At 39.4% G+C, this 13,877-nt stretch carries 11 protein-coding genes and 1 tRNA gene; 8 read left to right on the plus strand and 4 right to left on the minus strand.

All coding sequences use genetic code 11. The features are described 5' to 3' along the window. Positions 1-217: 217 nt before the first annotated feature. On the minus strand, positions 218-1,549 hold the full coding sequence (locus tag GKR92_03200; GenBank protein QMU60751.1) for a DUF302 domain-containing protein: 1,332 nt from the start codon (positions 1,547-1,549) through the stop codon (positions 218-220). A 418-nt stretch (positions 1,550-1,967) separates the two neighbouring features. On the opposite strand from GKR92_03200, the gene GKR92_03205 reads away from it, so the two are divergent. From GKR92_03205 to GKR92_03220, 4 genes are all read left to right on the plus strand, one after another. Then, entirely contained in the window at positions 1,968-2,489 is a 522-nt protein-coding gene (locus GKR92_03205; GenBank protein QMU60752.1) for a hypothetical protein, read from the plus strand. Between the two features lie 251 nt (positions 2,490-2,740). Continuing rightward, the gene (locus GKR92_03210) at positions 2,741-3,310 is read left to right on the plus strand and encodes a cytochrome c4 (protein QMU62700.1); all 570 of its coding nucleotides are present in this window, start codon (positions 2,741-2,743) and stop codon (positions 3,308-3,310) included. Between the two features lie 25 nt (positions 3,311-3,335). Beyond that, a complete protein-coding gene (locus GKR92_03215) occupies positions 3,336-4,649 on the plus strand; it encodes a twin-arginine translocation signal domain-containing protein (GenBank protein QMU60753.1) in 1,314 nt (437 codons plus the stop codon). 74 nt (positions 4,650-4,723) lie between these two features. Further along, complete coding sequence (locus GKR92_03220; GenBank protein QMU60754.1) at positions 4,724-5,773, plus strand: hypothetical protein; 1,050 nt, start codon at positions 4,724-4,726, stop codon at positions 5,771-5,773. Positions 5,774-5,794: 21 nt separating this feature from the next. On the opposite strand, the gene GKR92_03225 is transcribed toward GKR92_03220, so the two are convergent. From GKR92_03225 to GKR92_03235, 3 genes are all read right to left on the minus strand, one after another. Next, complete coding sequence (locus tag GKR92_03225) at positions 5,795-6,424, minus strand: DUF3365 domain-containing protein (protein QMU60755.1); 630 nt, start codon at positions 6,422-6,424, stop codon at positions 5,795-5,797. Continuing rightward, positions 6,372-6,977 (minus strand): NADH-quinone oxidoreductase subunit F, encoded by a 606-nt coding sequence (locus GKR92_03230; protein QMU60756.1) that lies wholly within the window; start codon positions 6,975-6,977, stop codon positions 6,372-6,374. Before GKR92_03230 ends, GKR92_03225 begins: the two co-directional genes overlap by 53 nt. Positions 6,978-7,432: 455 nt before the next feature. Further along, a tRNA-Glu gene (locus tag GKR92_03235) sits at positions 7,433-7,508 on the minus strand. Positions 7,509-7,665: 157 nt separating this feature from the next. On the opposite strand from GKR92_03235, the gene gspC reads away from it, so the two are divergent. The 4 genes from gspC (at position 7,666) to gspF (ending at position 13,653) form a co-directional block, all read left to right on the plus strand. Then, positions 7,666-8,556: a type II secretion system protein GspC gene (gene gspC, locus GKR92_03240; GenBank protein QMU60757.1), complete on the plus strand. Its 891-nt coding sequence runs from the start codon at positions 7,666-7,668 to the stop codon at positions 8,554-8,556. A 164-nt stretch (positions 8,557-8,720) separates the two neighbouring features. Next, positions 8,721-10,868, plus strand: a complete 2,148-nt coding sequence (gene gspD, locus GKR92_03245) for a type II secretion system protein GspD (GenBank protein ID QMU60758.1) — start codon at positions 8,721-8,723, stop codon at positions 10,866-10,868. A gap of 19 nt (positions 10,869-10,887) precedes the next feature. Further along, positions 10,888-12,420 (plus strand): type II secretion system protein GspE, encoded by a 1,533-nt coding sequence (gspE, locus tag GKR92_03250; protein QMU60759.1) that lies wholly within the window; start codon positions 10,888-10,890, stop codon positions 12,418-12,420. Between the two features lie 15 nt (positions 12,421-12,435). After that, positions 12,436-13,653 carry a type II secretion system protein GspF gene (gene gspF / locus GKR92_03255; protein ID QMU60760.1) on the plus strand — a complete coding sequence of 406 codons (1,218 nt, stop codon included), beginning with the start codon at positions 12,436-12,438 and terminating at the stop codon, positions 13,651-13,653. Positions 13,654-13,877: the final 224 nt, after the last annotated feature.

The following is a 13,877-nucleotide window of genomic DNA, read 5'->3' on the forward strand; positions in this document are numbered from 1 at the left end:
TTTTCATCATGACATTTGGGTCCATTGACTTTTGCATCGCAGAACTCATGCCCATCATATTAGGTTGGGTGTTATTGCTTTCTTCTGCTTGTATTGTTGCAGTACTCGCTACGATTAAACATGCAACAATTGCTATTAATCGAAATAATTCATTTCTTCCTAACATCATTACTCTCCGCTATTTAATTTAAATTCTAAAACTTATTAAGAACTAATTTTAAAAATCGCCTGTGGCAGCACCTTCCATAATGTAATGGAGGTTTTCTCTAATACGTTGTGCATCTTCACGAATACTTTTAGCTAAATGACTATTTGGATTTTGCGAATAATCTAACCAACTTACATCCCAATCCATGGTCATTACCCATAATTTACCTTCACCGTCTTCAAGCAAAGCAATTTTGCACGGCAAGAACACAATAAATTCAGGAACCGCATCTAAAATATTTCTGGCCACTTCTGCATCGCAAAAACGAAACATTTCAACTTTTGCAGATGGTTTGCCCGTTACTGCCTCAATTTCTTTCCAAAGTTTACTTGAACCAACAAACTTAAAGTTAACTTCATTGGCACGTAACTTCATCGCCTCAACTGCGTCATCCCAAGAAATGCCCTCTTCTACGGGTATTTTCTCAGCCATGATGCCCATCATGTCGCGCATCGATAGCGGGCTCATCGCCATCGCCGTTTGAAATGCGTTTTTCTTTGCTTCGCGAGATACGCCAGGGGACAATTTATTTTTAGGCCAATATTGATAGGCTTGAGTGGGCATTCCAGGAATGGAGACTACAGGGAGCTGATCTGGAACTTCGCCTTCTAAATATTCTTTGCTGGGTTGCCCAAACATACTAAACATCATTTTTGGGTCCATGGTCATCATCATGGTATTCATGTTTTGTGGATGAGTCATACTGTTAATAGGATGACTCATCATAGCGTTTGGATTCATCATCATTGCAGGATTCATCATTGGGCCCATCATGCTCATCATCATAGGAGCCATCATCGCCATAGGGTTCATAAACATGCCAGGATGCATCATTCCTGGGTTCATCATGTTTTGATTAAGCATGGGCATGGTTGAATGTGGAGACATCCAAGGATGGTTCGCAGGTACTTGGCTTGTCATAGCAGTATTGTTAGCAGCAGTTTCTGTATTTACTTCTTGCTCAATTTCTTTTTTAAATTCTGGTTTAGTTTCTGGCGCTGCTTCCGCTGCAGTTTCTAAAATTGTTTCTGATTCAATTTCTGGTGTCGTGGCCGCTTCTGCTATTTCTAACTTCTCAATAGATTCTTCAGAACCGACAAGCTCGACGGCCTCATCTTGCATAACCTTTATAGTATCTTCAGAACTTAATTCTTCTTCAAAAGTATCATCTTCAATGATTTCTTCTAGTGCCGAACTTATGCTTCCGTCAACGTTAGCTACTACTTCCACGGATTCCTGCGCAGGTTGGGTAAAGCTCGCTACCTTCGAATATACAACTTGGTAGTTTGTAAGTAGCAACCAACCAAGTAATCCAAATACAAAAAGAATTATCGTTTTCATTATATCTAAGTGCCAGTAATGTAGATTTAGTTATCTAGCGTTTATTTTAAGTATTAGAACATAGTAATATAACAATATATTATTATATTACTATGTTCTAATTCATTTTACTTATTGTAAGCTTAAATTATTAATATAACTATATATTACATATAGTTATATCTTTTGTATAAAGTATATTATTAAGATATTAAAACTTACTACGTCTTTAAAATATTTTTATTTAAAGTTAAGGATAGTTGAATTACGTTGCTTATGAATTAGTTTATTAGTTTTTAATATATCAACAATGACAACATAAATTAGGTATGTGCATGCACCAGTGGCACAATGAATCAAATTAAAACAATAATTGCTATCAATACAAAGTGTTTTTTAAAATTTTCTTTTTCTCCCTGAATAATTCGGATCAGAATTAATGAAATTATTATCTGTCCTTGTTTTATTAGGGGTTGGCTTTGCTTTTGCGATGGCCTCTTCCATGACTTTGGAAACCACTAATGAAACTGAATTCTGTACTTCTTGTCATTCTATGCAATGGGTTAAAGAAGAATGGATGGAAAGTAAGCATTACTCCAATATTTACGGTGTACGCGCTAATTGCTCGGATTGTCATGTACCGCACGATACGGGTCCAAAGTTAGTCGCAAAACTACGTGCGGCAAAAGACGTTTGGCATGAAATTATAGGTACGATAGATAGCGAAGAAAAATTTGAACATCATCGGTGGCAAATGGCCAATGCTGTATGGGATCGGATGAAAGCTTCAGATTCTCGCGAATGTAAATCTTGTCACACTGTCGCAGCAATGGATCTTAAAGAACAAGATCGATCAGCACGCAAAAAACATAAGAAAATTGCTAAAGGCAGTAGCACCAAAACATGCATAGACTGTCATAAAGGAATGGCGCATGAAGTTCCGAAAGAACCTGAGGAATGAGTATAAAACTTAGCATATTGATTTAAATCAGCATATTTCTATAGAAAAGCGCTAAATACTGTGAATTCTATGTGCTAAAGTTTCATAAAGTAATTAGTTTTTCTATAAGACTTTTACAAAATTAATAACAAATATGGATCCAGGACAGGAGAAGTTCTATGTTTAATCATCGTATCCTCGCGACTCTATTAACTATTGTCGTTGGTATAAGTTTCATATCACCCGCAGCTGCAGAAGGTGCTAGCGCTGAAATGCTCTCAAACACATGTTTGGGTTGCCATGGGCCAGGTGGCATTAGTGCCGGTCCTGCCACACCCACAATTTCTGGGATGTCGGAGCTATACATCATTGCCGCAATGTTGGCGTATAAATATGATAACGACGAAGACAAGGTTGACGCCATTATAGAAGCGGATGCAGAGCTTGAAGATGTAGAATTTTTTGCTAGAACGTCTACCGTAATGAATCGAATTTCTAAAGGTTATTCTGAAGCAGAAATAAAAACCATTGCAAAGCATTTTGCTGACTTGCCGTTTGAAGGAGCGAATCAAAATGCTGATGCTGGCCAAGCAAAAGCTGGTGCAGCCTTGCATGAGACGCATTGTGAGAAATGCCATGAAGATGGCGGAAGTTCCGCTGAAGATGATGCTGGCGTGTTAGCCGGTCAATGGGTACCTTATCTTGAATACACCATGGCTGATTTTGCCAGTGGCGATCGAGATATGCCTAAGAAAATGAAAAAGCAAATGGAAGAAGCTCATGCGGCAAGTGGTGATGAAGCCGTGAGAGATCTAATCCAATTTTATGCTAATCAAAAATAGTACCCGAGTATTTAGGAGTCATAACATGTCTAAATTAAACAATTCAAAATTGGCAAGTTCTAAACTGTCTAGAAGAAATTTTTTAAAAGTTACCAGTGGTACTGTTGCAGCAACTACAGCAGGAATTGGTTTTCCGTTTATCGCAAGCGCGGCTAGTAAGCGCGTTGTGGTGGTGGGTGGCGGTGTTGGTGGCTTAATTGCCGCTAAATATATTGCTAAAGGTGATTCTTCAATTGAAGTAACTGTAGTTGAAGCAAAACCCGATCATCATACTTGTTTCATGAGCAATGAAGTTTTAGGCGGTGGTCGAGATATTTCTACGATTAAATTTGGTTACGATAACTTGGCTGATCACGGCATTAAACTGGTTCAAGATACCGTTACTATGATTGATGCAGAAGCACACAAAGTAATGACTGCAGGCGGCACAACATTGGAATTTGATCGTTGTGTAGTTTCACCAGGAATTTCGCTTAAGTTTGGTTCTATTGAAGGCTACAGTGAAGAGGCAGCAGAAGTGATGCCACATTCGTGGATAGCTGGAAAGCAAACAGCATTGCTTAGAAAGCAGTTAGAGGATATGGATGATGGTGGTTTAGTAGTAATTGCCCCTCCTCCAAACCCTTTCCGTTGTCCTCCAGGGCCTTATGAGCGTGCAGCACAAATTGCACACCATTTGAAACACCATAAGCCAAAATCTAAACTTCTTATTCTTGATGCAAAAGATAAGTTTTCTAAGCAAGGTTTATTCATGCAAGGCTATAAAGATGTCTATGGTGAAATGATTGAATGGGTAGCGGCTGCAGACACGGGTGGTGGCGTGAAGTCAGTAGATACTAAAGCAATGACCGTAAGCACAGACTTTGATGATCATAAAGTTGCGGTCGCGAATATTATTCCGGCGCAACATGCTGCGAAGATTGCGCATGATTCTGACTTAGTTGATGACTCTGGTTGGTGCCCTGTGGACTTAGGTACTTTCGAGTCTAAGAAGCATAAAGATATTCATGTAATTGGCGATGCAAGTATCGCAACCGGAATGCCAAAGTCTGGATATGCGGCCAGCACACAAGCAAAAGCTTGCGCGGCGGCAGTAATTAGTATGTTACAAGGTAATGATGCACCTACTACCTCATACGCTAATGCTTGTTACAGCTTAATTGCACCAGACTATGGAATTTCTGTGGTCGCAGTATATAAACTTGCAGAAGATCGATCTAAGATTGAAAAAATAGCAGGTGGCTTAACACCAATGGATGCTTCTGCTGACGCACGTAACCGTGAAGTGCAATATGCCTATAGTTGGTTTAACAATATGACCGCAGAGATGTTTGGATAAACTTATTGCTAACTCGATTATTAAAGGGGACTTTATGTCCCCTTTTTTTATTCTATAAATAATTGGGGAAACGTATGAATAAAATGATGATTGTAAAACTTATTGTCCTAACATTTTCTATATTTATGAGCCAATGTTTATTTGCAGAAGATCTGCAAATGTTGTCTATTATGGATGCCAGCAGAAACATGGAGATGCATCGCATGCCTCTGCCGGTTAACTGGAAATTGAACGTTCCAAAAACTGCTGACGATCCAAACATGATTGGTCCAGGTGGAATAAAGGTGTACTACCGAACAGGTGGAAATTTTTCCTACAGCGACGACCCTTATATGCAGCAGATATATCAACAAAGCGGCCAGAAAATGCGCGCACCCATCAGTGCTGCACAAATTATAGAACAAGATCTTGTGCCACAACTCACTAACCATGGTATGAAATTTATAAAACAATACCCTCTACCTGAAATTGCACAAAGAAGTAAAACCTATAGCAATAAATTGTACAAAAGCATGCCGTCACAAGAGTATTTTGATGCGGCAGGTTCAGAATGGAAAAGTGAGAATGGTAATACTGTATTAGTCATTGTTGATGAAACCGTAAGCAATGGACAAGGTAGTGTTTTTTGGTACTACCAGCTTAAAGTCCTTGAGGCGCCTGCAGAACAATTCGAATCTGCGAAAGCCGCATTAATCTATGGCATTGTAAACACGCAAGATAATCCTAAACAAATCCAAGCTTACAACACGAGTGAACAACAAAAGTCTAATCAGAGCATGTCACAACATAATGCACGGATGAAACAAAACCAACAAAATTTTGACCGACAACAACAAATTCATCGCGAAACTAATGACGCGGTCAATGATTCAATTATGAGCACTTATCGTAACCAAGATGCAGCTAGTGATCGCGCGCAACAACAAAGAATAAATACGATTAACGATGAGAGTACAGTTACCAGTCCATATGACGGCGAACAATACCAAGTAGACTCTGGATCGGATCAATATTGGATTAACAGAGATGGGGAATACATTCAAAGTGATGACGCGTTTTATGATCCGAACATGGATCAAGAGCAAAATAATCAGGAATGGCAGCAAGTGGAGCCGCAGTATTGAGTCATTACTGAATAGTTAAAATCATAAGTTTATCTTAACGGTAAACGCGCCTCTGATCTGTCCTATCTCAAACCCTGTTGCTTGATCATGCGGATATAAATTCTTAATACTTTCTTTTACTGACGGTGCAAGCGTGCTTCCATGGCACAATATGCAAGGTTCTTGCATAGGAATCGCTTTCATATAGCGAAATACTTCTTTATTATTTTCAGCTACCACTTCATGTATTTCTAAAGATTTTAAATCTGAACTTGATTCCACTTGAGAAGAAAACCACATCAATTGTTTCGTCTCCCAAGCATCTGGCTGGTTTGCAGGGTTTCGAATTTTGAGTGATGTGCGCCCTACTTTTAGATCATTGCGGATTGATATTGCAGTGCTAATTTTAACTGCATCAATATTGCAGACTGAAATAGCAGAAATTGGCCCCTCAGATTGAAGGGTATCAACTAGTTTGCTTTTTAATTGGTCACCTAATTGTTTACTTACTACACGGCTTAATAATAATTCCCCATCTACGTTTTTTGAACATGCAACTATGACGCAGGAAAAGATACAAATATAAATAAATAAATTGATTTTTTTCAAATTTTTTAATCTATATAAATAGGCAAATGTCAGATTTTTGTGCTTCAGGTAAGAAAGACGCAGCCCCTACCCAGTCTGTTACCTCATCAATAAATTCTTCTCTTTCGAAACCAAATAGATCTACGGTCATTTGACAGGCCACCATTTTAACTTCAGCTTCAATAGACAATTCACGTAATTCTTGAATACTCGCAACACCTTTGCTACTTAGTGTTTGCTTCATCATAGAAGTGGCAAATTTTTCAAACCCAGGAATATTGCTACTCAATGCATTAGGAATATTCCATTGCACATTCTTAAACCAATCAGGTCCAAATGGCATTTTCATCGGCATGGCAGGATTACCAAGCGGCGAAATTTCTAAATCAAGATCTTTTTTTAGTAAATTTAAACCATAGAATGTAAAAAAGCAGGATACATCCCAGCCTAGTGCAGCTGCGGTTGAGGCAAGAATAAAAGGTGGATAGGCCATATCCATAGTGCCTTTGGTAGCAATAAGTGAAAGTTGAGGTGTTCTAGCCTCTTCACGTTCTTGAAGTTTTTGTTCTAGTCTTTCATCAAACCACTTGTTTAATGTTTCTTGATCTATGTTTTGTATATCGAGTGTGTCTGACATCGCACCCTCCCAGGTTACTTATTCTCTGAATTAAGTATATTAACATTTACTTATACTGAGGACTTTATCAAACTCGTCCACAATTGTTGTGTGCCCAATGGGGGTGGTCTGCTGTAAATGACATCTAAATGTCCAAAAAAATTGTAATTTCCTAACAATATTATTAGATATTTTATGAAGTTATAGAGGTTAAGTGATGCTTTTTATTATTAAAAATATTTAAATAGAGAACTGCTTATTGAAATTCTTAAATTTTCTGTACGAGATATATTTTTCATTCGTAGATAGACGTTGATTCTGTGTGAAATTTCGCTACCAAATATAAGCTATTTACTACCCCTCATCAGGGCATTAGTATCTGAATAGAGTAGAAAACTCTATGTTTAATGAGTGAGTTAGAGTCGAGGTAAGAGTCAGTTTAGAGCTGCTCATAATTCTGCTTTTAACTAGAATTATGGCGTCCCCAAGGGGATTCGAACCCCTGTTGCCGCCGTGAAAGGGCAGTGTCCTAGGCCTCTAGACGATGGGGACATATTTGAGTTTTACACCCTATTGAAGAATTTCTTCTTTAACAGAGGCGGCGAAAGTTACGCTAACCATGCTTTTGCTGTCAAGTAGATTGATTAGATAGTTTAAATGAACCTAAATACATACATTCAACCACGCAGCGGATCATAATAAATAAAGAATGGATGCTACAACCTTAACCAATCTATGGCCTAAAATAGAAATGAAGCTGCCCCGCTGGGTTAGCATTGCATTAGCTATACTCATTTTAATTACCTTGGCTAAGGTAATTGTAGGATTTTTTGACAGTGGCTCAAATAAAGTCATAACGACTCCTACCGCTACTAACACCAATGTAAAACCACAACCACGCACTAATCACGATCGTAAGATTGCTCAACTACATCTAATGGGGAAACCTGCCCCGGCTACTTCTACTAAACAAGTTAAAGATGCACCTGAAACCACCCTCAACCTAAAATTGTTGGGTGTTCTCGCGGGAGGCAAGGACTATGGCTACGCCATTATTTCTAGTGGTGGAAATAAAATTAAGCATTACGGATTAGGTGATGATGTGCCTGGTGGCGCAACACTACATGCTGTTTTTTCTGATCGAGTAATTTTAGAGCGCGATATACGCATGGAAACTTTGCGTTTACCTCGTGCCAATGCCAAAGGATTTAATCAAAAGAAAACAAAGAAAACTACTAAGGCAGCTATTCAACAAACTAAACCTGCAGGAAATGAGACTAACTTCGAAACAGTGGGCCAATTTCGCCAAGAGATTATGAAAAACCCTGTGCGTTTGACGGAATTTATCAACGCAATTCCTGAAAATAATGAAGATGGCAAATTTATGGGTTATAAGCTTACGCCTAGCAAAAACACAGATATGTTTTATCAGCTTGGCTTGGAACCAGGTGACGTGGTCGTAAATATCAATGACATCGTCTTAGATGCACCCAATAAAGGCCCTAAGGCAATGCAGACATTATCGACGGCAACGGAAATTAAGATGATCGTGATGCGCGCAGGGACTGAAATCACCTTATTTCAGAATATGAGCCAATAGGCTAATGAGATGCCCGTTGATCAAGGAATAAACAACACAGGGTTATATGTGATCAAGCAGACACAGATATTAGTGTATAAACCACAGGCATATTCTATGCGTTATAGCGATATCCTGATAAGCTGAAAAAATCAATATTTACATTGTATAAGCTACATAACTATATGAAAAATAAGTTTAACTTGAATCAGACTTTTAAAGCCTTTTGCGCTTGTGCAATGCTTTTTGTGTCTACTTTTAACGTCGTATTGGCTGAAACAGGAGTGACGTTAAATCTTAAAGATGCGGATATTCGTTCTTTTATAGAAACTGTTGCGGAAGCTACAGGGCGTAATTTCGTTGTCGATCCACGTGTTAAAGCTAAAGTTACAGTGGTTTCTGCACGGTCAATGAATCGTGAAGAGGTATATCAAGTATTTCTTTCTGTCTTGCAAGTTCATGGTTATGCAGCTGTGCAAGTTGGTGAGATTATTAAAATTCTACCCGATGTAAATGCTAAACAAGGACCTGTTGCAACGGGCAGCGAGAGTAGCAAAGCAACTGGTGACGAGCTTGTTACGCGTGTAGTGCCTATCAAACATGTTCCTGCCGCACAAATGGTTCCAATTTTACGTCCACTTGTACCACAACAAGGACACCTAGCAGCGTATCCAAATAGCAATGTATTAGTTGTTTCTGACCGAGCAGCAAATATTCAAAGATTAATTTCAATAATTAATCGTATCGACCGGCCGGATAGTCAAGAAATAGAAGTTGTGCCTTTGCAACATGCATCTGCTGCAGAGGTTGTAAGAATAATTAATTCTATGAGCCGCCAAGATGCACAAGGACAAGTACCTGGTGGCACTACCCTCGCAGCTGATGAACGTTCAAACAGTATTTTACTTTCTGGTGATAATGCCGCGCGTTTACGTATTCGCGGACTTATCGCCCATTTAGATACTCCTCTCCAAGGTGGAGGTAACGCACAAGTTGTATTTTTGAAATATGCCAAAGCTTCTGAGCTTGCACCTATTCTACTTGGTGTTTCTCAATTTGAAGCTGAAGGTCAACAAGGCGGTGCCAACGGAACGGCAGCTTCAGCAAATTCTCAAGATGTAGATATCCAAGCAGATGAAACTACCAATGCTTTAATAATTACTGCTTCACCCGCAAAGTTTGATAGTTTAAGAAGAATTATCAATCAGCTTGATGTGCGACGCGCGCAAGTATTGGTTGAAGCCGTAATTGCTGAAGTGTCAACTAATCTAGCTAAAGATTTAGGCGTTGAATTTGCTTATGTGCCAACCGATCGATCTTCTGGTACCACACCTGCTTTTGGAACCCTTTTACCGAATAGTGGAATTGATCTTACAGGTGTGCTCGGTGATGCTGGCAGTGCCATCAGTGCAATTACCAGTGGTGCGTTTGTTGGTGCAGCAAAGTTAAGTGGTAAAGATCGTTTTGCTGCTCTAGTGCGAGCGCTTGAGGGTGATACGGCTACTAATATTTTATCTACTCCACAATTAATGACGCTTGATAATGAAGAAGCAGAAATTGTAGTAGCTCAGAACGTACCATTTATTACTGGGCAGTTTACTAATACAGGTTCAGGAACCGATTCAGCCGTGAACCCATTCCAAACCATTGAGCGTGAAGATGTTGGTATTACTTTAAGAATAACACCACAAATTAATGAAGGTGATAGTGTTAAGTTGGATATAGAAACAGAATCATCTTCTATCTCTGCTTCTGCAGTTGCAAGCGACCTCATTACCAATAAGCGTTCAATTAGCACTAGTGTGTTAGCAAAAGATCAGCAAACTATTGTATTAGGTGGTTTGATCGAAGATTCGTTTAGAGACAGCGTACAAAAGGTCCCATTATTAGGTGATATCCCTTTGTTAGGGCATTTGTTTAAAGCAACTTCTACAACAAATGACAAACAAAATTTAATGGTGTTTATTCACCCAGTGATTATTCGTGACGCAGCAACAAGCAGTTACACAACAAATTCTAAATATAGCTTTTTAAGAGCTAAGCAAATTGAATACGAGATTAATGAACGTGGTTTAATCAAAGAAGGTGCTAAGTTATTACCTGATCTCGATGAACTCGTTACGCAAGTTCCTGGCGGTAGTTCTGCAAGCTCATCCTCACCTGTTTCCGTAGACCAGCTGTTACAACAATCACCTGGTGTTGAAACCACTGCTATCGAAGTGTCAAATGATATCCAACTCGAGAATATACAAACAGATGTAATTCCTGCTGAAGAAATTCAAACTGAGAATATATCGATATCAACCGATTCTGACGTAATCATCTTGGAATAGTGAAAGAGCAATTAATTATATGGAAACAGAAAAAGCTCAACCGTCACTAGCACCACGAGAGATCCGCAGACCGCCATTTAGTTTTGCAAAACGGCACGGCATTCTAATTGGTAATGAAATTAACGGGCGTGTGATGATTTTTCAACGCCCAGATGTAAAGCCTCCATCACTTGCAGAAGCACGTCGCTTTGTAGGTAAACCTCTAAATATTCGCACCCTATCCGAAGATGAGTTTGATGAATTATTAACTCAGCTCTATGATGATAGTGCAACAGGCACTTTAGCTTTAATGGAAGGCTTTGAGGATGATCTTGATTTAGCTAGCCTTGCAGAAGCATTGCCTGAACCTCAAGACTTAATGGATGCTGACGATGACGCTCCAATAATTCGTTTAATTAATGCCTTGCTTACTCAAGCCGTAAAAGAAGGTGCATCGGATATTCATATAGAAACTTTTGAGTCTAGACTCTCTGTTCGTATGCGTGTAGATGGAGTTTTACGCGAAGTGTTACAACCACCTCGCAACCTTGGTGCATTGGTTGTTTCGCGAATAAAAGTAATGGCTGCTTTAGATATTGCGGAAAAACGCTTACCGCAAGATGGACGTATTTCATTACGAATTGCAGGACGTCCTGTGGATGTACGTGTATCTACCCTTCCCTCTGGGCATGGTGAGCGTGTTGTTTTGCGTTTATTAGACAAACAGGCAGGCCGACTTGATTTAGAACATTTAGGTCTACCTACAGACCTTCATAACAGGGTTAAGCAAGCCATTGAAAAACCTCATGGCATCGTTTTAGTTACAGGTCCTACTGGTTCAGGTAAAACCACAACCTTGTATGCTGCATTAAGCGAAATTAACGATAAGAAACGTAATATTCTTACCGTTGAAGATCCTATCGAATATTTCATTGATGGTATTGGACAAACCCAAGTTAATGGTAAAGTCGATATGACTTTCGCGCGTGGGTTGCGTGCAATTCTTCGCCAAGATCCAGACGTTGTGATGGTGGGTGAGATACGTGATTTAGAAACCGCCTCTATTGCTGTGCAAGCTAGTTTAACGGGTCATATGGTTTTCTCTACTCTACATACTAATACCGCAGTGGGCGCGATGACGCGTATGCGCGATATGGGAGTTGAACCATTTTTACTATCTTCTAGTTTAGTAGCAGTACTTGCACAACGACTCGTTAGAGTACTTTGCGATGAATGCAGAACTTCACATACTGCTAGTTCGGTTGAATTTGATCAGATAAAGAATGTGCAAATTGGAAAAGATTTAAGTGCCCCACCTACCATCTATTCACCAGGCTCATGTGGTGCATGTAATAACACTGGGTATTCTGGTAGAACAGGAATATACGAACTTATTACGATTGATGAAACCATGCGGGGCATGATTCACGATATAGGTGCAGAACAACAATTAGAAAAATACGCACACCAACACACGGCTAGCATTCGACAGGATGGTATTCGCCTAGTGCTTGAGGGAGTAACTACACTTGAAGAAGTCATGCGCGTGACCAAAGAAGATGTTGAATACTAAACCTCGAGCCAGATTATGCCTGCATTTGAATATACTGCTTTAGACACCTCTGGCCGCGAGAAACGCGGTGTTATTGAAGGTGATAGTCCTCGTGCTGCACGACAACAGTTGCGTTCTAAAGGTTTTGATCCTCTCGCTATTAACCAAGTAAAAGAGCGCAAAGACAAGTCATCTCTTGGTAGTGTGTTCGCACGTAGATTTAATTCAACTGATTTAGCGCTATTTACTCGTCAATTATCTACTCTTGTACGTTCCGGCACACCTTTAGAAGAAGCCTTACGCACCATTGGCAATCACACAGAAAAACCGCGTGTGAAACGCACCATTATGGGTGTTAGATCACGTGTGTCTGAGGGTTTTCCACTTGAAAAAGCAATGAGTGAATTTCCTTCTGATTTTCCTGAAATGTATCGTGCAACAATCGCTGCAGGTGAAAAGTCGGGTCATCTTGATGCGGTACTAGACCGTCTTGCGGATTACACTGAGACTAAACAAGAAACACAACAAAGTGTTATAGGTGCGCTTGTATACCCTATTGCTTTATTACTTATTGCAATTGCGGTAGTTGTGCTTTTAGTTGTCGTAGTTGTACCTAAAATAGTTGGAATATTTGAAGATCTTAGCCAAGAGTTGCCAATACTTACTCAAATGCTAATTTCGCTTAGTAACTTCTTGGTGTCCTATGGAATATATATTTTAATTGCCATCATTATAGGGCTAGTTTTATTTCAACGTGCAATGCGTACAGAAGCCTTTAGAGCGAAAGTGCAAAAGATTTACCTTCGCCTACCAATTGTAGGCAAATTAACCCGTGGCATGAACACGGCTAGATTTTCTAGAACCTTAAGCATTTTGACTGCATCAGGTGTGCCAGTATTGGATTCGTTGCGAATTGCAGCAGAAGTAATTATGAATCGGCCAATGCGCCAAGCCGTACAAGAAGCCGCGGTGAGCATCAGTGAAGGTGCAACGATTCATTCCTCATTAGAACGTTCCGGTCACTTTCCACCGATGACGTTGCACTTAATTGCCAGTGGTGAGCAAAGTGGAAATTTAGAAGAAATGCTAGATCGTGCGGCATCTCAACAAGAGCGAGAACTAAATACCGTTATCAACACCACCCTAAAGCTATTAGAACCACTCATTATTGTCTTCATGGGTATCATGGTATTAGGAATTGTAATGGCCGTTTTGATGCCAATTTTCAACTTGAATCAGTTGGTAGGACAATAGACAATTTATAACGACTGTTGTTCATTAACTAGTTACGGTAACTATATGTGTTTTAAAGTGTTTATAGATTTATGAGTGCTAATTACAAATCTATACCAATCATCCGTAATGTATGACCAATAGTAAACTTAACTTGATAGCAGGCACCTTAGTTATTGATACAATTTACACATATTTACCCTTAATAATCAGCGAGTTAATTAATAGAGAGAGTTATTACTAAA

It is taken from the genome of Gammaproteobacteria bacterium, from assembly GCA_014075255.1.
Lineage (GTDB): Bacteria > Pseudomonadota > Gammaproteobacteria > UBA4575 > UBA4575 > JABDMD01.